Here is a 19,606-nt window from a genome sequence, read left to right as displayed (position 1 = left end):
GGTGGCAGCCGCCCGGTAAGCCGCGATAGCGATAAAGGAAAAAACGTGTCGCGCCCCACCCCCTATCTCTTCCGCATGTGCGTGTTCCTGGCGGCCATAGCCGCGGTGATGGGGGTGCTCTACCCGCAGGTGGAACGGTTCTTCATGGCCAACCCGGCCTTGAACGGCCTGATCCTGGGCGCGCTGGCCATCGGCATCCTTTACATCTTCCGCCAGGCCCTGATGTTGCGGCCGGAGGTGGAATGGCTTGAGACCTTCCGCAGCGGCGGCGCCACCTCTACCCAGCCGCGGTTGCTGGCCCCCATGGCCCATATGCTGGGGGATCGCGGCCGGGGCGGCACGACGGGCATAAACGGCAGCCGCCTGACCCTGTCGGCCATCGCCACCCGGTCCCTGCTGGACGGCGTCAGCGCCCGCCTGGATGAAAGCCGGGAAATCAGCCGCTACCTGATCGGGCTCATGATCTTCCTGGGTCTGCTGGGCACTTTCTGGGGCCTGCTGCAGACCGTCTCCACCATCGGCGGCGTCATCTCCGGCCTCAAGATGGGCAACGGCGACGCGGTCGCCATCTTCTCCGAATTGCAGCAGGGCTTGGCGGCTCCTCTGGCCGGCATGGGCACGGCCTTCAGCGCCAGCCTGTTCGGCCTGGCCGGGTCCCTGGTGCTGGGCTTCCTGGAGCTGCAGGCCGGCCAGGCGCAAAACCGCTTCTATATGGATCTGGAGGATTGGCTGGCCGGCTCCACCCGCATCGGCGGCGGCGGCCTGGTGGAGGTGGGCGACCAGCCCGTGCCGGCCTATATCCAGGCCCTGCTGGAGACCACCGCCGAAAATATCGAGAAGCTGCAGTATACGATGGCGCAGGGGGAGGACAACCGCCGCAACGCCAACAACCACTTGGTGGCGCTCACGGAACGGCTGGCCACCCTGTCGGACCAGATGAAGGCGGAACAGCAGCTGATGCTGCGCCTGGCGGAAGGCCAGATGGAGATGCGGCCGGTGTTGCAGCGCCTGGCCGACCAGCTGGGACAGGCGGGGGGCCTGGGCGGTGGCGGCATGGACGATGCCAGCCGCGCCCACCTGCGCAACCTGGATCTCTACCTCGCCCGCCTGGTGGAGGAGGTGGCCACCGGCCGCGTCCAGTCCACCCAGGAAATCCGTACCGAGATCAAGATCCTGACCCGCACCATCGCGGCGCTGGGCGAAGGGGCGGAGCGCTAAGCCATGGCGGGCATCGGCCGGCGGGCCTCGCGCCGCCATCTCGACATCTGGCCCGGCTGGGTGGACGCGCTCTCCTCCCTGGTCATGGTCATCGTCTTCCTGCTGATGGTGTTCGTGCTGTCGCAGTTCGCGCTCACCTCCCTGCTGCACGGCAAGGATGAGGCGCTGGCCCAGCTGAACAGCCGCATCGCGCTGCTGGCCGACCAGCTGGCCATGGAACAGGCGGACAAGGCCAAGCTGGCCGCCGACATGGCGACCCTGACGGAGCAGCTGCAGGCCTCGCTCGCCAAGAACACCCAGCTGCAGGCGGACCTCGACGCGGCGGGCAAGGCCAGGGACGACCTGGCGGCGCAAGTGCAGGCCCTGACCGATGCCGCCAGCGCCAAGCAGGCGGAACTGGACAACGAGAAGAACGTCAGCGCCCAGGCCAAGGCGCAAGTCGACCTGCTGAACCAGCAGCTGGCGGCGCTCCGCCAGCAACTGGCGCAGCTGAACGCCGCGCTGGCCGCGTCGGAGCAGAAGGACAAGGAACAGCAGGTCCAGATCGTGGATCTGGGCAAGCGCCTGAATGCCGCTCTGGCCGGCAAGGTGGCGGAACTGGCCCGCTACCGCTCCGAATTCTTCGGCAAGCTGCGCGAAGTGCTGGGCGACCGGCCGGACATCCGCATCGTCGGCGACCGCTTCGTCTTCCAGTCCGAGGTGCTGTTCGACAGCGGCAGTGCCGAGCTGGGCGACCGGGGCCGCAAGCAGCTGGCCAGCCTGGCCAAGACCCTGCTGGACATCTCCAAGAAATTTCCTAAGGACCTGAACTGGATCCTGCGCGTGGACGGCCATACCGATGCCGTGCCCATCCACACGCCGGCCTTCGCCAGCAACTGGGAACTGTCGTCGGCCCGCGCCACGGCGGTGGTGAAGTTCCTGATCCAGCAGGGTGTCGCGCCGGAGCGCCTAGCCTCCACCGGCTTCGGCGAGTTCCAGCCGCTGGAACCGGGCGACACCCCCGACGTTCGTGCCCGCAACCGCCGCATCGAGCTGAAGCTGGACCAGCGCTAGCGCTAATCTTCAAACAGCGCCTGTTCCTCTTTGAACAGGTTGATGAGGAAATCGGTCACCGTGCGGATGGCCGGTTCCTTGTCGTCCTGACGGCGCGTGACCAGCCATAGGGTGCGCGCCGGCGGCGGCGGGCCCAAAGGGCAGAGCACCAGGCCGGGTGCCATGCGGCCGTTGACATGCGGCAGCAGCGCGATACCGGCGCCGGCACGGGCGGCGGCGGCCTGCGCGAACTGGTTGCCGACGCGCACGGCGACGCGGGCGCGCGGAAAGTGCCGCGCCAGCCAGAGCGCCTCCGGCAGATGGCGGTTGGTTTCGTCGAAGCCGACGAAGGTGGGGGGCGCTCCCTCAGCCAGCCGCCGACACCAATCTTCCGTGGCATAAAAGCCGAAGGCCACGGCCACCATGGGCCGGGCGATGACGTCGCCATCCTGCGGGCGCGCCAGGCGCAGGGCGATGTCGGTCTCCCGCCGCTCCAGGCTCACAGCACGAATATTGGCGGCCACCTCGACATCCAGGCTGGTATATCGCGCCGGCAGGCTGGCGAGACGGTCCACCAGGAAGCCTTGAGCCAAGCCTGGCGTGGTGTTGATGCGCACCAGCCCCCGGGGGCCCGCCTCGGCATCGCCCCGGCCCAGGGTGGCTGCGGCCGTTTCCATATCGGTGGCGGCGATCAGGGCCCGCTGGCCAGCCTGGCTCAGCGCATAGCCATCCGGCCGCCGTTCCACCAACCGCTCGCCCAGCGCCTGTTCCAGGGCCGCGACGCGGCGCGCCACCGTGGCGTGATTGACGGACAGGGCGCGCGCCGCCGCCGACAGGCTGCCGTGGCGGGCAAGGGCGATGAAGACGCGGACGTCTTCCCAATCGGGTGCTGTGCGAATTTGATCAGCCATTGTGAGAAACTAGCGAATTTTCTCGCAGACTGCGACCGCCTACCTCTGCCTCGTGCCGCGCGATTGCAGAGGAGACCTCGCGATGACCCCTTCCGGCTTGATGCTGACCTTGATCGGGGGCCCCACCACCCTGATCGAGGTCGGCGGCTTCCGCCTGCTGACCGACCCCACGTTCGATCCGCCGGGCCTGTATCGCGAAACGCCGGTGCGCTTCGAGAAGACGTCGGGTCCGGCCCTGTCGCCGGCCGAGATCGGTCCACTGGATGCCGTGCTGCTCAGCCACGATCAGCATTTCGACAATCTGGACAACAGCGGTCGCGCCCTGCTGCCCACCGTGCCCATCACCTACACCACCCCGGCCGGCGCCCATCGGTTGGGTGGCAACGCGGTGGGATTGGCGCCGTTCGAGACCCGCGAACTGTGGAGTGATGACGGCCGGCGCCTGTTCATCACCGCCACGCCGGCGCGGCACGGTCCCGTGGGGATCGAGCCCATTTCGGGCGATGTGGCCGGCTTTCTACTGGGGGTGGAGCGGCCGGGTGATGCCCTCTACGTCACGGGCGACACCGTTTGGTATGAGGGCACGGCTGAGGTCGCGCATCGGTTCACGCCCAAGGTGGTGATGCTGTTCACCGGCGCCGCCGAGCCGCGTGGCCGCTTCCACATGACCATGGACAGCAACGACGCGTTGGAGGCGGCGCGGGCCTTCCCCGATTCCGCCCTGGTCGCCGTCCATAACGAGGGCTGGGTGCATTTCAAGGAAAGCGCTGCCCAGCTGGCAGCCACCTTCTCCACCTTGGGCGTCGCCGCCCGCCTGACGCCCCTGGAACGGGGTATCGCCACCCGGTTCACGCTGTAAGCAGGGTCCCTTCCATATCGTGCTGACGACGTGACGGCGGGCAGCCGGCTCAGTTCCACACGCCCGCCAACTCCACCTCTTCCCCGCCCAGGCCGCGCTTGAAGGTGTTGATGCCTTCCACGTCCGGCGTCAGGCCGCCCAGGTCGAAGGCGACACGGCCTTGGGCCTTCAGTTCCAGGCAGGCCCGCCACAGCAGCAGGTGGTGGGCACGGGTGCGGCGGCCTTCCGGGCCGCTCCATCCCACCTGGTAGGTCGCGGCCACGCCGTGGCCGAAGATCAGCACGCCCGCCACTGGCTCGCCGTCCAACAGCGCGCGCAGGAGCAGCACGTCGCCGTCCTTGTGCATGGCGGTGCGCAGGCGGGTCAGCAGCTTGGTACTGGCGGCGCGGTACTTGCGCTCCTTACGGTCCGCCTCATGCTTTTCCAGCAGCCAGGGCAGGGTGGCGCCATCGCGGTCCACCTCCACCATCAGGCCCGATTTTTCGCCCTGGCGCAGCTTGTTGCGCCATTTGGGGTCCAGCCGTGCGCGCAAGGTCGCCTCATCCGGCGTCAGGTCCAGCCAGACGGTGCGGTAGCCGGGCCCGGGCTGATGACGCCAGCCGGCCCATGTCAGGGCCGTGGCGGCCAGCGGGCCGGCCGGTACCTCGGCGATGACACTGGGCCAGTGCAGCAGGCCCGTGGGGTAGGCCTGGCGCAACAGGCGATAGGCCACGCCCACGATGCCCCAGTCCTGTGCCTCCGGCACCAGCAGGGGACCCCGGTGGATCTTGGCGACGCGCACAGCCCGGGCCAGCCGCTTCTCCAACACCAGCACCAGGCCGATGGGCTGGCCATCCCGCTCGAAGATGCCCAGGCGCGGCTTCCATCCCTCCACCGTCATCATGGCGGTGGCGTAGCCGAAGCACTGCGTCAGGCTGCTGCGCGGCACTCGCTTCAGCAAGGCGTTCCATTCGCTGATGCGGGCGCCGTCCCAGCGCAGGGTGACGTTGGGCGCCGCGCCCGACGCCTTGGGTTCCGGCTTGGGCGCGGGCGTCACCGGGGGCGGGACTTTGGATTTTTTGACAGGGGTGGATTTGGCCACGGGACTCGACAGCGGCAGGTTGGAACGGTATGCCGCCCAGCATATCGCTTGTCGTGGAAGGACCACCAGCCATGAAGACCCCGACCCAGCCCTGGTGGCACCCCGATCGCATGGCCCGGCGCGCCACCAACCTGAAGGCGCGCGGCGCCATGACCCGCGCCCTGCGCCGCTGGTTCGAGGATGGGGGCTTTGAGGAGGTGGAGACGCCGGCCCTGCAGGTGTCCCCGGGGCTGGAGCCGCATCTCATGGCCTTCGCCACCGAACTGGTGGGCAGCCATCCCGACGACCGGTTGACCCTGCGCCTGCACACAAGCCCCGAATTCACCATGAAGAAGCTGCTGGTGGCGGGCCTGCCGCGCATCTTCCAGCTGGCGCATGTCTACAGGAATGGCGAGCGCTCCCCCACCCACAGCCCGGAATTCACCATGCTGGAGTGGTACCGGGTGGGTGCCGGTTACCGCGACCTGATGGACGATTGCATCGGCCTGACCCGGGTGCTATGCGCCGCCGCTGGCGTCGATGTCCTGCGCCGGGGCGACCTCACCTGCGATCCGCATGCGGAGTGGGAGGTGCTGACGGTGCAGGAGGCGTTCCGGCGCCATGTCGGCATCGACCTGCTGGCGACGGCGCCAGACCCCGCCCGGCCCGACGTGGCCCTGCTGGCCCAGGCGGCGGAGGCCGTGGGCATCCACGCCCATGACGGCGACAGCTGGGAGGACCTGTTCTTCCGCATCAGCCTGGACCGCATCGAACCGCATCTGGGCATGGGGCGGCCGACCTTCCTGACCGACTACCCCGTCTCCATGGCCGCCCTGTCGCGGCCCAAGCCGGAGGATGGCCGGGTGGCGGAGCGGTTTGAGCTGTACGCCTGCGGCGTGGAGCTGGCCAACGCCTTCGGCGAGCTGACGGACCCGGCTGTACAGAAGGCTCGTTTCGAAGCCGATATGGATTTGAAGCAGGCGTTGTATGGTGAACGCTACCCCGTCGACGCTGATTTCCTGGCGGCCCTGGAGTTCGGCCTGCCCGACTGCGCCGGCATCGCGCTGGGCTTCGACCGCCTGGTCATGCTGGCCACCAACGCGGCCGCCATCGACGACGTGCTGTGGGCGCCGGTGGCCTTGCCGTGAGGTGATTCGACTCGTTGGCGGGGCTGGCGTAAAATTACTGAATGGCGTGAGCAATGGAGGCGGTTGTGGATATTGCGATCAAAGAAGCCGAGGCTCAGCTTACTGACTTGGTGAACAAGGCTGTGGCGGGGGAGGATGTGGTGCTTACCCGTCAAGGCCAGGCGCTCGTCAGGCTGGTGCCGGTCACGCCTCCGCTCACCAAGGCGCAACAACATGCCCTGACGTTGGAGATTATTGCTGAGGCCCGCGCCAACCCTGTCAGCGGGCCCAACTCCGTGCGCAGCCAGGATTTTCTTTACGGCGATGATGGCTTGCCGGCATGACGACCATCGTCGTCGACACCTCCGCGATTATCGAGATCGCCTTGGGCGACCCTCTGGCCTTGGAATGCGCTGAGTGTTTGCATCGGGCGGATGGCGTCTTCATCAGTGTGGGAACACTGGTTGAAACGTTGATCGTCGGTCGGAGGCGGGGTGTCGGGGGGCGTGTGGATCGATTGCTGCAGGGCTGGCGGCTGACCGAAGTGCCTGTGACATCGGACGGGGCTCGGAAGGCTGCCGAGGCTTATGATCATTGGGGGCGGGGTATTCATCCCGCTTCGTTGAACATGGGCGATTGTTACGCCTATGCCCTGGCGAAGGAGATGAACCTGCCGCTACTCTTCGTCGGCGACGACTTTTCCAAGACTGACGAACACCCGGCGCTGTAGGCGCCGGGTGTTCGTCACGCCTCGGCGATGGCCTTGTTGAAGGCCCGCACCGCCGCACCCGGCCCTTCGGGATGATGCCAGACGGAGGAGACCACCGCCAGGAAGTCGGCGCCGGCGCGCACCAGGTCGCCGCAGTTGTCCGGCGTGATGCCGCCGATGGCGACGCAGGGGATTTCCATCATCTCCTGCCACCAGGTCAGCAGGTCGGGCGTGGCCCGATGCTCCGTTTCCTTGGTGCCCGTTGGGAAGAAGGCGCCGAAAGCGACGTAGTCCGCCCCGTCCTCGCCCGCCACCATGGCCAAGTGCCGGCTGTCGTGACAGGTGACGCCGACGATGGCGTCGGCGCCCATGATCTTCCGCGTCTCGCGATAGGGTGTGTCGGTCTGCCCGACATGCACGCCGTCGCAGCCCGTTTCCCGGGCCAGGCGGGGATGGTCGTTCAGGATGAAGGCGACCTCGCGGCTTTGCGCTACCGGGCGCAGCACGTCGATGGCGCGACGTACGGTGTCGTCGTCCACATCCTTCAGGCGCAGCTGGACGCAGGCGACGTCGCCCGCGTCCAGGGCCGCGGCCAATTGAATGGCGAACGCCGCCGGCTCCAGGGCCGGCGGCGTCACCAGGTACAGACGGCAATCAGCCTTCAAAAACTTATTCCTTGCCCTGGTAGATGCGAACGATCCGGTCCAGCAGGGCCAGCGCGTCCTCACGGCTGCGCTGGAAGCTGTTGCGGCCGATGATGGACCCGTTGCCGCCGCCGTCACGGATGGCGCGGGCGTCGTCGAACACCGCGTCCTCACCCTTGGCGGCACCGCCGGAGAAGACCACCAGGCGCTTGCCGTTGAAGGCCGAGCGCATGACGTCGGCCACGCGCTCGGCCTGGGTCGACCGGGCGATGCCCTTGGCCTCGTAGACCTTCTTGGACTCCTTGTTGCCCAGGTGGTCGGTGGCCAGCTTCACCTTGATGATGTGGGCGCCCAGCAATGCCGCCATGTGGGCGGCATAGGTGCTGATGTCGATCGCCAGTTCGGCGTCCTTGTCCAGATCACCGCCGCGCGGGTAGGACCACAGCACGGTGGCCAGGCCGCAGGCCTTGGCCTCGGCCGACAGTTCGCGGAACTCCTCGAACTGGTCGAACATGGCGTCGGAGCCGGGGTAGATGGTGAAGCCGATGGCGGAGCAGCCCAGGCGCAGGGCGTCGGCCACGGTGGCGGTCACCGCCTGGTCCGGTGCGTCGCCGCCGCGCGACAGGCTGTTGGAGCTGTTCATCTTCAGGATGGTGGGGATGGCGCCCGCGAAGGTGGCAGCACCCTGCTCCAGCATGCCCAGGGGGGCGGCGTAGGCGTTCAGGCCGGCGTCGATGGCCAGCTGGAAATGGTAGTGCGGGTCGTAGGCCGGCGGGTTTGGCGCGAAGCTGCGCGCGGGACCATGCTCAAAGCCCTGGTCGACGGGCAGGATGACCATCTTGCCGGTGCCGCCCAGGCGGCCTTCCATCAGGATGCGGGCCAGGTTGGCCTTGGTGCCGGGATTGTCGCTCTCGTACCAGGAAAGGATTTCCTTAACGCGGCGGGTCAGCTTCATGGTTACGGTATCCCCGAGTCTGTTTTGAGTGTTTGTGTTTATTGTACGCGTGATGCCGGGTTGATATCCCAGCATCGGGTGCTTGGCAATCTGCCCCAGGGTCGGGGCGAGATCATGGCAGATTTCCGCCAAAAGCGACGCGGGACTAGTGATCTTCCTGGGGCTGGGCGTCGCGTTATTGCCGGTTGCCATCGACATAGGCCGCCACCCGGTCGCGACCAGCGCGCTTGGCGGCGTACAGGCCGTGGTCGGCCCGGTCCAACAGCTCTTTCAGCGGCAGGGTGGGCGGGGCGGCGGCCACGCCGATGCTGACCGTCACGGCGACGACGCCCGCCCCCTCGATGTCATAGGGCGTATCGCCCACGGCGCGGCGCAGCCGCTCCGCCACCGCCAGGGCCGTCGTCTCGTCCACGTCCGGCATGAACAGCGCCAGTTCCTCCCCGCCCAGCCGGGCGAAGACGTCGGTCTTGCGCAGCAGGGCGCGGATGCGGGCCACCACGGCCAGCAGCACCTCGTCGCCCGCGCTGTGACCCAGCGTGTCGTTCACCTGCTTGAAGTGGTCGATGTCCATCATCAGCAGCGCGGCGGGCGTGTCCATCGGCCGGGCCAGGGTCAGCGCCGCCTCCGCCAATTCCATGAAATGGCGGCGGTTGTGGATTTCCGTCAGCGGGTCGCGGTTGGCTAGGTCCTTCAGCCGCTCGTTGGCGGCCAGCAGATCCCGGGTCTGGCGGGCCACCTGCTCCTCCAGCACGGCGCGGCGGCGGCGCAGGTAGGCGGTGCGGACCTGCACCAGGGCCACGACGCCGCCCAGCGCCAGCGCGACGGCGGCCAGCTTGGCCCACAGCGTCTGCCACCAGGCGGGCTGCACCTCGATGGACAGCGTCACGGGCGTGGACCAATCGCCCGCCCGGTTGCCCGCCTTGACCATCAGGCTGTAACGGCCCGGCGGCAGGTTGGTGTAGGCCGCCATGCGCTGCGTGGCGTCGGCGTCGGTCCAAGTCTCGTCGAAGCCGCGCAACTGGTAGGCGTATCGCATTTCCTCGGGGGCCGTGTAGTCCAGGGCGGCGAAGGAGATCTCCACGCTGCGGTCGCCGGGGGCGAGGCGGATGGGTGCCGGTGCCGCCATGGTCCCGACGGGCACGGGATGGCCGGCGACGCGCACGGCGGTGAAGACCACCGGCGGAGGCGCGCCATGCGGTTTGTAGCCATCGGGGTGCACCACCGTCGCGCCGCCGCCGCCGCCGAAGATCAGGCTGCCGTCGGGCAGGGCGGCGCCGGAATGGATCCAATAGGCGGGAATGGCGACGCCGTCGGCCCGCCCCAATGCCCGGGTGGCCCAGGTGTCGGGATCGATGATGGCCAGGCCGTCGGCCGTGCTGGCCCACACCCGGCCGCCGCCGTCCATCAGAAGGGTCCCGATATTGTCGTTGGGCAGGCCGTCGGCCATGGTCAGGCGCCGGAAGACGCCGCGGGGATGGTCCGTGTCCGCCGGCCGCTCCAGCACGCCGATGCCCCCACCCAGGGTTCCCAGCCACAACCGGCCGTGGCGATCGACCAGCAGGGTGGTGATCAGATCCGCCGGCAGGGAGCGGGGGTCGGACGGGTCGTGCAGATAATGGCTGAAGGCGCCGGTGACCCCATCCATGCGATCCAGGCCGTGCCGGGTGCCCACCCACAGTCCGCCGGCGCCATCCGGCAGCATGACGTTGACGCTGTCGTCGACCAGCGAGGCCGGGTCGTCAGGGCTATGCCGGAACACCTTGGCTTCGCCCGTGGCGGGGGTGTAGCGCACCAGGGGGCCGGCGGCGAACCACAGGACGCCGCCCTCCGCCAGGCCGTAGATCATGGGGCTGACGACTTGGCCGGGGAAGGGATGCTGTTCCAGCCGGCCGCTGCGGGGATCATGGCGGAACAGGGCGCGCCCCGCGCCAGCCCCCAGCCAGACCCCGCCATCCGGGGCGCCGGTGATGCTGACGACACCACCCGCCGGCAGGTCGGCCACGCGGGGCAGCGGCGTGACCGCGCCGACAACCGGATCCAGCAGAGCGGCGCCGTGATCCTTAAAGCCCATCCAGGCCCGGCCGTCGGGGGTGGTGGTGATGCCCAGGACGTTCGCGTCGGGCAGGCCGCCCGCGCTTGAGTCGGGCAGCAGGGTGTCAACGGCGTCGATGCGCAGGTCTGTGCGGCTGACACCCATGTTGGTGGCCGCCCACAGCAACCCCGTGCGGTCACGCATCAACGCGTGGACGCTGTCGTCCCCCAGGCTGGTGGGGGTCAGGGGATTATGGCGCAGGGTGCGCAGCGCGCCGGTGGCGGCGTCGATGATGGTGATGCCGCCGGCCACCCGGCCCACCCAGATTTCGCCCGGCCGCCCCTCGGTCAGGCAGAACACCAGCGGACCGCCCAGGGCCTGGGGGTTGGCCTCCGGCACCAGGCGGGCGGCCTCCCAGGTGGTGGCGGAGACGGGCAGCACCCGGCCCAGGCCGGAGCGTACGGTGGCGAACCATACCCGTCCGGCGCTGTCCTGTGTCAGGGCGATGACCTCGTCCGTCACCGCCTGGCCATGGGCGTCCAACAGGGGGACGGCGGTGAAGGCGGCGGCGCCGGGTTCCCGGCGCATCAGGCCGGTGACGGTACTGACCCATAGGCTGCCGTCACTGGTGCGTAGTAGGGCGCGGACGCGATCGCCGGGGGCCGAGGTGGCGTCCCCGGCTCGGTGCGCCTCCCGCGTCACCGTGCCGGCGGCATCCACATGTTCCAACCCCGAATTGGTGCCGGCCCACACGCCGTCGCCGCCATCACTGACCATGCTCAGCACGCCGCCGCGCGCGGGCAGGCCCGCCGGTTCCGGAAACTCCTGGAACTGCCCCGTGGCGGGATCATAGCGCGCGATGCTGCCGGTGGCGGTGGACACCCACAGCCGGCCGCCGGCGGCGGGAACCAGGGCGGTGATGACGTTGCCTGGCAGGCTGCCGGCTGTGCCGTCCTGGTGTTGGAAGGTGCGGAAGCGGTAGCCGTCATAGCGGGACAGGCCGCCTTGCGTCCCCACCCAGATGAAGCCGTCGCTGTCCTGCGCCAGGGCCATGGCGATGGGGTGCGGCAGGCCGGCCTCGCGGCCGACATTGCTGAATAGGGTGGCGTGCAGCCGCTCCCACCCTGCGGATGTCGCGCCGGCGGTGGTGGCAATGACCAGGGGCGTTACCGCAAGAATGGTCAGGATTTGTCGTAATTGCCGCACAACGGTTCCCTAAATCCCGGCAACATCCGCCACGCCGCTAGATGTACACGCGGCCAAGCCTTCCGGATAGGTCGATTGACGATGAATCCCCAGGCTGATGACTAGGTGCGCGCCGATATGGAGACTGGGGTCGCTACCACCAATTTTAAATGGACGGCACTTAACAGAAAGTGAATTTGGTCAATATTAGCAAACGACAATAATAGTCATCTGGTTCTGAGGGCTGAATGTTAGGGCTGCGTCAGCCACGCTCGGCAGGCCGCCACAGGGTCGCGCCGGCCCCGCAGGTCCAGGATTTCGACCCCGTCCGCCGGATGCACGCGGGCGCCCCGGGCCCGGGCGATGTCGGCCAGGCGCGCGGCGGCGGCCGCGTCGCCGGAAAAGGCGATGTCGGGGATGCCCAGCGCCAGCGCGGCCAGGGCGTGGCCGGCGGCATCGCCGCAATCCAGGACGGCCGTCACTGGTGCCCCGGGAAACTCCGCCGTGATGGCGTCCAACAGGGCGCGCCAGCCACCGGCGCCCAGCGCCCTGCCGGCGTCCGGCGCGCTGACCAGCCGGACCGGCGCGCCATCGGCCGCCACCAAGGCGGCGCGGGCGTCATCCAGGCACAGGACGCGGATGGGGCGGTTCACGGCGGTTCCAAATCCTCAAAGAAAAAGGGCGCCCCGACCTTGCCGGAGCGCCCCTCATCCTAATCAATCCCCTATGGGATCAGCCAACCTTGTGCAGGGCGACGGCGGTGTCGCTCATACGGTTGGAGAAGCCCCACTCGTTGTCGTACCAGGTCATGATGCGCACGAAGGTGCCGTCGATGACCTTGGTCTCGTTCAGCGCGAAGATGGACGAGTGCGGGTCATGGTTGAAGTCGGTGGACACCAGCGGCTCCGCATAGACGCCCAGGATGCCCTTCAGCGGGCCCTCGGCGGCGGCCTTGATGGCGGCCGAGACTTCCTCGACCGAGGTGGCCTTCTTGGCCACGAACTTGAAATCCACGACCGAGACGTTGGGGGTGGGGACGCGCAGCGAGGTGCCGTCCAGCTTGCCCTTCAGCTCCGGCAGCACCTTGCCCACGGCCTTGGCGGCGCCGGTGGAGGTGGGGATGATGTTCAGGGCAGCGGCGCGGGCGCGATGCAGATCCTTGTGCATCGTATCGACCGTGTTCTGGTCGCCGGTGTAGCTGTGGATGGTGGTCATGAAGCCGTGCTCGATGCCGATGGCATTGTTCAGCACGTAGGCCACCGGGGCCAGGCAGTTGGTGGTGCAGCTGGCGTTGGAGACGATCTTGTGCTCCGGCGTCAGCTTGTCGTGGTTCACGCCGTAGACGACGGTGATGTCCTCATCCGTGCCGGGGGCGGAGATCAGCACCTTCTTGGCGCCGGCGGTCAGGTGCTTGGAGGCGCCTTCGCGCGAGGTGAAAATGCCCGAGCATTCCATGGCCACGTCGATGTCCAGGTCACCCCAGGGCAGCTTGGACGGATCGCGTTCCTGCACGACCTTGATCGTGTGGCCGTTCACCACCAAGTTGCCGTCCACCACCTCGACCGTGCCGGGGAAGCGGCCGTGCACGCTGTCGTACTTCAGCAGGTGGGCGTTGGTCTTGGCGTCGGCCAGGTCGTTGATGGCGACCACCTCGACGTCCTTGCGGCCGCTCTCGTAAATGGCGCGCAGCACCAGACGGCCGATGCGCCCGAACCCGTTGATGGCAACACGAACAGCCATGTGTCTTCCTCCGACATCGTTGAACCGCCCGAGGGACCGGGCCGGCTATGCTGAAACCTTGAAGATGGTAAACGTCACGCCGTCGTTTTAGGCGCTATGGGGCTTGCATGGCAGGCCTACCATAGTGGGACGTCTCATCCGGACGCTCGTGTCAAAGCGGGGACCCTGGTTTGGTTCCCGGGGCCCCGCCTTGGGTACTCACTCAGAGACGGGCCTTGGCGGCCGCGACCACGCCGTCGACGGTGATGCCGAAGTGCTGGTACAGCTCCTTGTACGGCCCCGACTCGCCGAAGCCGGGCATGCCGACGAAACCGCCCTTGGGGCCGATCCAGCGGTCCCAGCCCATGCGCACCATGGCTTCGACGCCGACGCGGACCACGTCGTCACCGCCCAGCACCCGGGCTTGGTAGGCCTCGCCTTGTTCCACGAACAGCTCCCAGCTGGGCATGGAGACGACGCGCGTGGGCACGCCCTCGGCCTGCAGCACATCGCGTGCCTGCACGGCGATCTCCACTTCCGAGCCGGTGGCCAGCAGCACCACCTTGGCCACCCCGCCTTCAGCCTCGCGCAGGACGTAGGCGCCCTTGGCGGTCAGGTTCTCGTCGGTGTGCTCGGTGCGCAGCGTGGCCAGGTTCTGGCGGGTCAGCGCCAGGACCGACGGGCGGGTCTTGGACCGCAGCGCCAGCTGCCAGCACTCGGCCGTCTCCACCTGGTCGGCGGGCCGGAAGACCAGCAGGTTGGGGATGGCGCGCAGTGCCGCCATATGCTCCACCGGCTGGTGGGTGGGGCCGTCCTCGCCCAGGCCGATGCTGTCATGGGTCATGACATGCACCACGCGCTGCTTCATCAGGGCACCCAGGCGAATGGCCGGGCGGCTGTAGTCGGCGAAGCACAGGAAGGTGCCGCTCAGCGGGATCAGGCCGCCGTGCAGGGCCATGCCGTTCATGGCCGCGGCCATGGCATGCTCACGCACGCCATAGTGGATGTAGCGGCCTTCGTACTTGTCGCGCTGCAGGCTGACGACACCCTTGGTCCGGGTGTTGTTGGACCCGGTCAGGTCGGCGGAGCCGCTGATCAGTTCGGGCACGACGTCGAAGATGGCGTCCAGCACGTTGCCCGAGGCCTGGCGGGTGGCCACGCTGGGGCGGGCCTCGCTGGTGGCGCGCTTGAAGGCGGCGATGACGGCGTCCAGCTCGGCCGGCGCGTCACCCGACTGGGCGGCCTTGAAGGCGGCGCCCAGGCTGTTGTCGGCGGCGGCCAGGCGCTGGTCCCAGGCGCTGGCGGGGGCGGCACCCCGGGCGCCGTAGTGGCGCCAGGTGTTCAGGATGGGGGCCGGGATTTCGAAGGGGCCATGCTCCCAGCCGTAGGCGGCGCGGGCGCCGGCGATCTCGGCCGCACCCAGGGGCGAGCCGTGGCTGGAGTTCTTGCCGGCCTTGGTCGGGGCGCCCAGACCGATGGTGGTGCGGCAGGCGATCAGCGACGGGGTGCTGGTGGTCTTGGCCTGGGCGATGGCGGCGGCCACGGCCGCCGGGTCGTGGCCGTCCACGGCCTGCACGTCCCAGCCATAGGCGACGAAGCGGGCCTTCACGTCCTCGGACAGGGACAGGTTGGTGGGGCCGTCGATGGAGATGCTGTTGTCGTCCCACAGGACGATCAGGCGGTCCAGGCCCAGGTGGCCGGCCAGCGAGGCGGCCTCATGGCTCACCCCTTCTTGCAGGCAGCCGTCGCCGGCGATGACATAGGTGTGGTGGTCGACCAGCGCGTCGCCGAAGCGGGCGTTCAGGTGACGCTCCGCCAGGGCCATGCCAACGGCGGTGGCGATGCCCTGGCCCAGCGGGCCGGTGGTCATCTCGATGCCGCGGGCCATGCCATATTCCGGGTGACCGGCGGTGCGGGCGCCCAGCTGGCGGAACTTCTTGATCTGCTCAAGGTCGATGTCCTCATACCCCGTGAGGTAGAGCAACGCGTAGATCAGCATGGAGCCATGGCCGGCCGACAGCACGAAGCGGTCGCGGTCAGCCCAGTCCGGGCGCTTGGGATCGAACTTCAGGAACTGGGTGAACAGCACGGTGGCGACATCGGCCATGCCCATGGGCATGCCGGGGTGGCCCGACTTGGCCGCTTCCACGGCATCCATGGCCAGGACGCGGATGGCGGTGGCGAGATCCTTGTGGGGAACGCCCCCGACGACATCTCCGGTTGCGGGCTGGGACGACATGGGCAAAGGGCCTTTCATCAAGCGGATGCGCTGTGCTCAGAAGGCCGGAAAGGGGCAGCCGTTGGGGCTCCGTTCCGGCGGATTCGGCCGGGAAAGCCGCCACGGGAAGGGCATTCCCAGGAGACGATCCAGGGCCCGATGCTCCCGATGAGTTGCGCCGCCGCACCGCCTTCTTTAAGGGCGTCGTGCGCGCACAGTCCAGGCGCGAGGGGCGGGCGGCACCATGACCGCCACCGCCTGCCGCGTCAAGGTCCGGGGCCCTCCGAAAACTGCAAGCGCGGCCAGCGTTAACGCCTGTATCCGGCGGGCCTTTCCCGCCGCGCTTCGCCATTCATGATCCTGTTGCCCCGGCGCCGGCGCCTAATCATCTGTCGGCGCGGTTTTTTCGCTGGTCCCGACCGCTTTCTTTCTTTATTCGACGCCAGAGCTTATCCATCTTATTTGCACCCGACCTCCCTTCCATTGGCTATCGGACCCGTCTCGTCCCATGGAACGACTGAAGACCGCGCTGGAACGTCTGGATGCCGCCGTCCTTGTGCTGGACGGGGCGCTGGAACGACGGCTGGCGCAGCCCGCGGCCGTTGCCGGCGACGTCGATGAGGCGGCCAAGGCCCGCATCGCCCAGCTGGAACGGGCGCTGGCGGCGGCGGAAGGGCGGGAGCAGGGTGCCAAGGCCGCGACCGCGGCCTTGTCGGAGCGGCTGGACCGGACCATCGGCCAGTTGCGTGCGGTGCTGGAGGACTGATTAGAAGATGGCCCGCGTGGACATCATCCTGAATGGACGCCCCTATGGCCTGGCCTGCGACGATGGCCAGGAACAGCGCCTGCGCGAGCTTGGCTCCTATGTCGATGCCCGCCTGCGGGAGGTGGCGCATGACGCTTCCGGCGGCAGCGAGACGCAGCTGCTGGTGCTGACCGCCCTCATGCTTGCCGATGAGATTTTCGACCTGCGCGCGGAGTTGGGGGGGCCGCGCCGGCCCGTGCCGGCCCCGGTGCAGGAGGCGACCCCTGCGCCCCGCGCAGAGGACGATAGCGTCATCGCGGCCGTCGATAGCCTGGCCAAACGCATCGAAGACATTGCAGCGCGGCTTGATCGCTCCTAAATTAGTTTTCTGGAACGGGGCTGCGCGGTTCGACAGGATGCTTTATCCCCAGGGCCGATACCCAATCCTCTAGGGGGCTGTCCCTGCCGACGCCGTGGTGTCGGACATATGGCTCCCACCTGCCTTGGCAGGCCGTGGAGGATACGCTTGTCCATCGGCCGTCGCGGCTCCTTCCAGACCTTATCCTTCATGTCCTCCCCTCCCGCCCCGCATGATGCCGGGGCCTGTCCTTTGAGGGACCTTATCCGCCCGTGACCGCCGCATCCTCCCGTACCCACGACGTTTCCCCGGCCCCTGGTACCGCTACATCGGTCACGGGTCCGGCGGCCCTGCTGACGGAGGAGGCGGCGCGCGCCGCCAAGAAGGCGGTGCGGGTTTCGGCCCGCCGGGTGCGCGCGGAGCTGGAACTGGACCGTGCCTCGGCGTCCAAATCGCTGGCCGACAATTTCTTGGGCGCGCTGCCCCAGATCACCGACGGCCTGGCCCCGGTGGGCCTCACCATCGCCTTCTATTGGCCCGTGGGGGATGAGATCGATCCCCGTCCGCTCATGCACCGGGTGGTCGCGGCCGGGGTGAAGGCGGCGCTGCCCGTTTGCCAGGCCAAGGGCCAGCCCTTGCTGTTCCGCCGCTGGCTGCCCGGCACCCTGCTGTCGCCCGATGTGATGGGCGTGCCGGCGCCGATGGAAGAGGCGGCACCCGGTGGCGGTGCCGTGGTGCCCGACGTGGTGCTGGTGCCCCTGCTGGCCTTCGACCGCCGGGGACGGCGCCTGGGCTATGGCGCCGGTTTCTACGATCGTACCCTGGCTCTGCTGCGGCGCGAGCATGCCATCCAGGCGGTGGGCATCGCCTTCGCCGATCAGGAACTGGACAAGGTGCCCTGCGACGCGCATGACCAGGGCTTGGATTGGATCGTCACCGAGCGCTACGCCGTTCGGGCCGGGCAGCGGCGCAAGCGCTGACCGCTTTCGGGGTTGAGGAAGTCATGCGTCTGTTGTTCCTGGGTGACGTGGTGGGCCGCAGCGGCCGTGACGGCGTGTTGCGGCATCTGCCGGACTTGCGCAAGGCGCTGGCGCTGGACTTCGTCATCGTGAACGGCGAGAACGCGGCCGGCGGCTTTGGCATCACCGAGAAGATCGCGCAGGAGTTCTTCGCCGCCGGCGTCGATTGCCTGACCACCGGCAACCACGTCTGGGACCAGAAGGAACTGGTGGGTCAGATCGACCGCCTGCCCAACGTGTTGCGCCCTCTGAACTATCCGGAGGGCACGCCCGGTCGCGGCGCCTCGCTGCTGCCCACCCGTGACGGCCGGCGCAAGGTGCTGGTGGTCAACGTCATGGCCCGCCTGTTCATGGATGCCCTGGACGACCCCTTCGCCGCGGTGGAGAAGGTGCTGCGCACCTATCGCCTGGGCCCCAACGCGGCCGACGCCATTGTCATCGACGTGCATGGCGAGGCCTCGTCGGAGAAGATGGCCATGGGCCATTTCTGCGACGGCCGCGTCAGCTTGGTGGTGGGCACCCACACCCACACGCCCACGGCGGACACCCAGATCCTGAACGGCCGCACCGCCTATCAGACCGACGCCGGCATGTGTGGCGACTACGACAGCGTCATCGGCATGAAGAAGGAGGCGGCGGTGCTGCGCCTGACGCGCAAGCTGCCGACCGACCGTCTGACCCCGGCGGAGAACGACGCGACCGTCAGCATCTGCGGCGTGTTCGTGGAAACGGACGACCGCACCGGCCTGGCCCTGCGGGCCGAGGCGGTGCGCGTGGGCGGCCGGCTGTCGCAGGCGATGCCCAAGCTGGCCTGAGTCGGCCGCACTTTCGCCCTCTCGCCCGCCGCCTTTCCGGTTAGCATTGCAGAAACCTCCTTGGCGGCGTCGCCGGAATTCCGCCATAAAGCGGCCGTAACTCGGACGGAAAGCACGGTCCTGTGACAAGCCTGTGGCAAGCTTCGCCCCCCAGGCCTGTCCCTGGGCGTGCCTGATGCCACAACATGTGGTACAAGCTGCCCGGATATACCCCCGCTCAACCCCATATAGAGTTCAGGGTCCCATGGCTGGACATTCACAGTTCAAGAACATCATGCACCGCAAGGGCGCCCAGGACGTCAAGCGGTCCAAGCTGTTCAACAAGCTTGCGCGTGAAATCACCGTGGCCGCCAAGGCGGGCCTGCCCGACCCGGGGCACAACCCGCGCCTGCGCGCCGCCATTCAGGCCGCCCGCGTGCAGAACATGCCGCGCGACCGCATCGACCGCGCCATTAAGCAGGGCACGCCCGGCGCTGGCGACGACACCAATTACGATGAGGTGCGGTATGAGGGCTACGGCCCCGGCGGCGTCGCCCTGATCGTCGAGGCGCTGACCGACAACCGCAACCGCACCGCCTCGGAAGTGCGCTCGGCCTTCTCCAAGCACGGCGGCACGCTGGGTGAGACCAACTCGGTCAGCTTCATGTTCAACCGCATCGGCCTGATCACCTATCCGGCCAGCGTGGCGGATGCCGACACCGTGCTGGAGGCCGCCATCGAGGCGGGCGCCGACGATGTCAGCAGCGATGAGGAGAGCCACTCCATCATCACCGGCGTCGACAGCCTGGGTGAGGTGCGCGACGCGCTGGAAGCCAAGTTCGGCGCGCCCGAAGGCGCCAAGCTGACCTGGCAGCCGCTGAACACGGTGGCCCCGTCGGAAGACGCGGCGCAGAGCCTGCTGAAGCTGCTGGACGTGCTGGACGACAGCGACGACGTGCAGAACGTCATCGGCAACTTTGAGCTGTCGCCGGAGCTTCTGGAGAAGCTGGGCTAAGCCGGA

At 68.3% G+C, this 19,606-nt stretch carries 19 protein-coding genes and 1 other RNA gene; 12 read left to right on the top strand and 8 right to left on the bottom strand.

Features of this window, described 5'->3' with window-relative positions:
- Positions 1–45: 45 nt before the first annotated feature.
- Both P5F91_RS16045 and P5F91_RS16040 read left to right on the top strand, forming a co-directional pair.
- Positions 46–1,218 (top strand): flagellar motor protein MotA, encoded by a 1,173-nt coding sequence (locus P5F91_RS16045; RefSeq protein WP_145611596.1) that lies wholly within the window; start codon positions 46–48, stop codon positions 1,216–1,218.
- A 3-nt stretch (positions 1,219–1,221) separates the two neighbouring features.
- Positions 1,222–2,271 (top strand): peptidoglycan -binding protein, encoded by a 1,050-nt coding sequence (locus P5F91_RS16040; protein WP_145611598.1) that lies wholly within the window; start codon positions 1,222–1,224, stop codon positions 2,269–2,271.
- 2 nt (positions 2,272–2,273) lie between these two features.
- Here P5F91_RS16040 and P5F91_RS16035 read toward each other — a convergent pair whose 3' ends face one another.
- On the bottom strand, positions 2,274–3,161 hold the full coding sequence (locus P5F91_RS16035) for a LysR family transcriptional regulator (protein ID WP_145611600.1): 888 nt from the start codon (positions 3,159–3,161) through the stop codon (positions 2,274–2,276).
- A gap of 82 nt (positions 3,162–3,243) precedes the next feature.
- Here P5F91_RS16035 and P5F91_RS16030 point away from each other — a divergent pair, with 82 nt between their 5' ends.
- Positions 3,244–4,020 (top strand): MBL fold metallo-hydrolase, encoded by a 777-nt coding sequence (locus tag P5F91_RS16030; protein WP_145611602.1) that lies wholly within the window; start codon positions 3,244–3,246, stop codon positions 4,018–4,020.
- A 49-nt stretch (positions 4,021–4,069) separates the two neighbouring features.
- On the opposite strand, the gene P5F91_RS16025 is transcribed toward P5F91_RS16030, so the two are convergent.
- The gene (locus P5F91_RS16025) at positions 4,070–5,056 is read right to left on the bottom strand and encodes a lipid II:glycine glycyltransferase FemX (RefSeq protein ID WP_246134447.1); all 987 of its coding nucleotides are present in this window, start codon (positions 5,054–5,056) and stop codon (positions 4,070–4,072) included.
- A 116-nt stretch (positions 5,057–5,172) separates the two neighbouring features.
- Between P5F91_RS16025 and epmA the strand changes: the two genes are divergently transcribed.
- The 3 genes from epmA (at position 5,173) to P5F91_RS16010 (ending at position 6,937) form a co-directional block, all read left to right on the top strand.
- Complete coding sequence (gene epmA / locus P5F91_RS16020; RefSeq protein WP_145611606.1) at positions 5,173–6,228, top strand: EF-P lysine aminoacylase EpmA; 1,056 nt, start codon at positions 5,173–5,175, stop codon at positions 6,226–6,228.
- Positions 6,229–6,293: 65 nt separating this feature from the next.
- Entirely contained in the window at positions 6,294–6,551 is a 258-nt protein-coding gene (locus P5F91_RS16015; protein ID WP_145611608.1) for a type II toxin-antitoxin system Phd/YefM family antitoxin, read from the top strand.
- Positions 6,548–6,937 (top strand): type II toxin-antitoxin system VapC family toxin, encoded by a 390-nt coding sequence (locus P5F91_RS16010; protein WP_145611610.1) that lies wholly within the window; start codon positions 6,548–6,550, stop codon positions 6,935–6,937. Before P5F91_RS16015 ends, P5F91_RS16010 begins: the two co-directional genes overlap by 4 nt.
- 14 nt (positions 6,938–6,951) lie before the next feature.
- Here the strand turns inward: P5F91_RS16010 and thiE are convergent, their stop codons facing one another.
- The 6 genes from thiE to tkt all read right to left on the bottom strand — a co-directional run bounded on the left by thiE (position 6,952) and on the right by tkt (position 15,690).
- Complete coding sequence (gene thiE / locus P5F91_RS16005; RefSeq protein WP_145611612.1) at positions 6,952–7,581, bottom strand: thiamine phosphate synthase; 630 nt, start codon at positions 7,579–7,581, stop codon at positions 6,952–6,954.
- A 4-nt stretch (positions 7,582–7,585) separates the two neighbouring features.
- On the bottom strand, positions 7,586–8,515 hold the full coding sequence (locus P5F91_RS16000) for a class I fructose-bisphosphate aldolase (RefSeq protein WP_004271867.1): 930 nt from the start codon (positions 8,513–8,515) through the stop codon (positions 7,586–7,588).
- Between the two features lie 175 nt (positions 8,516–8,690).
- Entirely contained in the window at positions 8,691–11,753 is a 3,063-nt protein-coding gene (locus P5F91_RS15995) for a diguanylate cyclase (RefSeq protein WP_145611614.1), read from the bottom strand.
- A 230-nt stretch (positions 11,754–11,983) separates the two neighbouring features.
- Positions 11,984–12,385 carry a hypothetical protein gene (locus P5F91_RS15990; protein ID WP_277907599.1) on the bottom strand — a complete coding sequence of 134 codons (402 nt, stop codon included), beginning with the start codon at positions 12,383–12,385 and terminating at the stop codon, positions 11,984–11,986.
- A gap of 79 nt (positions 12,386–12,464) precedes the next feature.
- A complete protein-coding gene (gene gap, locus P5F91_RS15985) occupies positions 12,465–13,472 on the bottom strand; it encodes a type I glyceraldehyde-3-phosphate dehydrogenase (protein ID WP_145611616.1) in 1,008 nt (335 codons plus the stop codon).
- Between the two features lie 202 nt (positions 13,473–13,674).
- The gene (gene tkt / locus P5F91_RS15980; protein WP_277907598.1) at positions 13,675–15,690 is read right to left on the bottom strand and encodes a transketolase; all 2,016 of its coding nucleotides are present in this window, start codon (positions 15,688–15,690) and stop codon (positions 13,675–13,677) included.
- A 487-nt stretch (positions 15,691–16,177) separates the two neighbouring features.
- On the opposite strand from tkt, the gene P5F91_RS15975 reads away from it, so the two are divergent.
- The 6 genes from P5F91_RS15975 to P5F91_RS15950 all read left to right on the top strand — a co-directional run bounded on the left by P5F91_RS15975 (position 16,178) and on the right by P5F91_RS15950 (position 19,600).
- Complete coding sequence (locus P5F91_RS15975; protein WP_004273342.1) at positions 16,178–16,435, top strand: DUF4164 family protein; 258 nt, start codon at positions 16,178–16,180, stop codon at positions 16,433–16,435.
- A 7-nt stretch (positions 16,436–16,442) separates the two neighbouring features.
- Positions 16,443–16,793 (top strand): cell division protein ZapA, encoded by a 351-nt coding sequence (locus P5F91_RS15970; protein ID WP_145611620.1) that lies wholly within the window; start codon positions 16,443–16,445, stop codon positions 16,791–16,793.
- 14 nt (positions 16,794–16,807) lie between these two features.
- Positions 16,808–16,967: non-coding RNA, 6S RNA (ssrS, locus tag P5F91_RS15965), on the top strand.
- Positions 16,968–17,044: 77 nt separating this feature from the next.
- Positions 17,045–17,752: a 5-formyltetrahydrofolate cyclo-ligase gene (locus tag P5F91_RS15960; RefSeq protein ID WP_277907597.1), complete on the top strand. Its 708-nt coding sequence runs from the start codon at positions 17,045–17,047 to the stop codon at positions 17,750–17,752.
- Between the two features lie 23 nt (positions 17,753–17,775).
- Positions 17,776–18,606: a TIGR00282 family metallophosphoesterase gene (locus tag P5F91_RS15955; protein WP_277907596.1), complete on the top strand. Its 831-nt coding sequence runs from the start codon at positions 17,776–17,778 to the stop codon at positions 18,604–18,606.
- Between the two features lie 244 nt (positions 18,607–18,850).
- Positions 18,851–19,600, top strand: coding sequence for a YebC/PmpR family DNA-binding transcriptional regulator (locus P5F91_RS15950; RefSeq protein ID WP_277907595.1), 750 nt, complete (start codon positions 18,851–18,853; stop codon positions 19,598–19,600).
- Positions 19,601–19,606: the final 6 nt, after the last annotated feature.

It is taken from the genome of Nitrospirillum amazonense, assembly GCF_029594735.1.
Taxonomy (GTDB): Bacteria; Pseudomonadota; Alphaproteobacteria; order Azospirillales; family Azospirillaceae; genus Nitrospirillum; species Nitrospirillum amazonense.
The sequence above is the reverse complement of the archived record's forward strand: the minus strand, read 5'-3'. Positions and strand labels throughout refer to the sequence as shown.

Bases quoted from the DNA above. Each gene is read 5' to 3' on its own strand.
- P5F91_RS16040 (WP_145611598.1), top strand. From the start codon at position 1,222: ATGGCGGGCATCGGCCGGCGGGCCTCGCGCCGCCATCTCGACATCTGG.
- P5F91_RS16035 (WP_145611600.1), bottom strand. From the start codon at position 3,161: ATGGCTGATCAAATTCGCACAGCACCCGATTGGGAAGACGTCCGCGTC.
- P5F91_RS16030 (WP_145611602.1), top strand. From the start codon at position 3,244: ATGACCCCTTCCGGCTTGATGCTGACCTTGATCGGGGGCCCCACCACC.
- epmA (WP_145611606.1), top strand. From the start codon at position 5,173: ATGAAGACCCCGACCCAGCCCTGGTGGCACCCCGATCGCATGGCCCGG.
- P5F91_RS16010 (WP_145611610.1), top strand. From the start codon at position 6,548: ATGACGACCATCGTCGTCGACACCTCCGCGATTATCGAGATCGCCTTG.
- P5F91_RS16000 (WP_004271867.1), bottom strand. From the start codon at position 8,515: ATGAAGCTGACCCGCCGCGTTAAGGAAATCCTTTCCTGGTACGAGAGC.
- gap (WP_145611616.1), bottom strand. From the start codon at position 13,472: ATGGCTGTTCGTGTTGCCATCAACGGGTTCGGGCGCATCGGCCGTCTG.
- tkt (WP_277907598.1), bottom strand. From the start codon at position 15,690: ATGTCGTCCCAGCCCGCAACCGGAGATGTCGTCGGGGGCGTTCCCCAC.
- P5F91_RS15975 (WP_004273342.1), top strand. From the start codon at position 16,178: ATGGAACGACTGAAGACCGCGCTGGAACGTCTGGATGCCGCCGTCCTT.
- P5F91_RS15970 (WP_145611620.1), top strand. From the start codon at position 16,443: ATGGCCCGCGTGGACATCATCCTGAATGGACGCCCCTATGGCCTGGCC.
- P5F91_RS15955 (WP_277907596.1), top strand. From the start codon at position 17,776: ATGCGTCTGTTGTTCCTGGGTGACGTGGTGGGCCGCAGCGGCCGTGAC.
- P5F91_RS15950 (WP_277907595.1), top strand. From the start codon at position 18,851: ATGGCTGGACATTCACAGTTCAAGAACATCATGCACCGCAAGGGCGCC.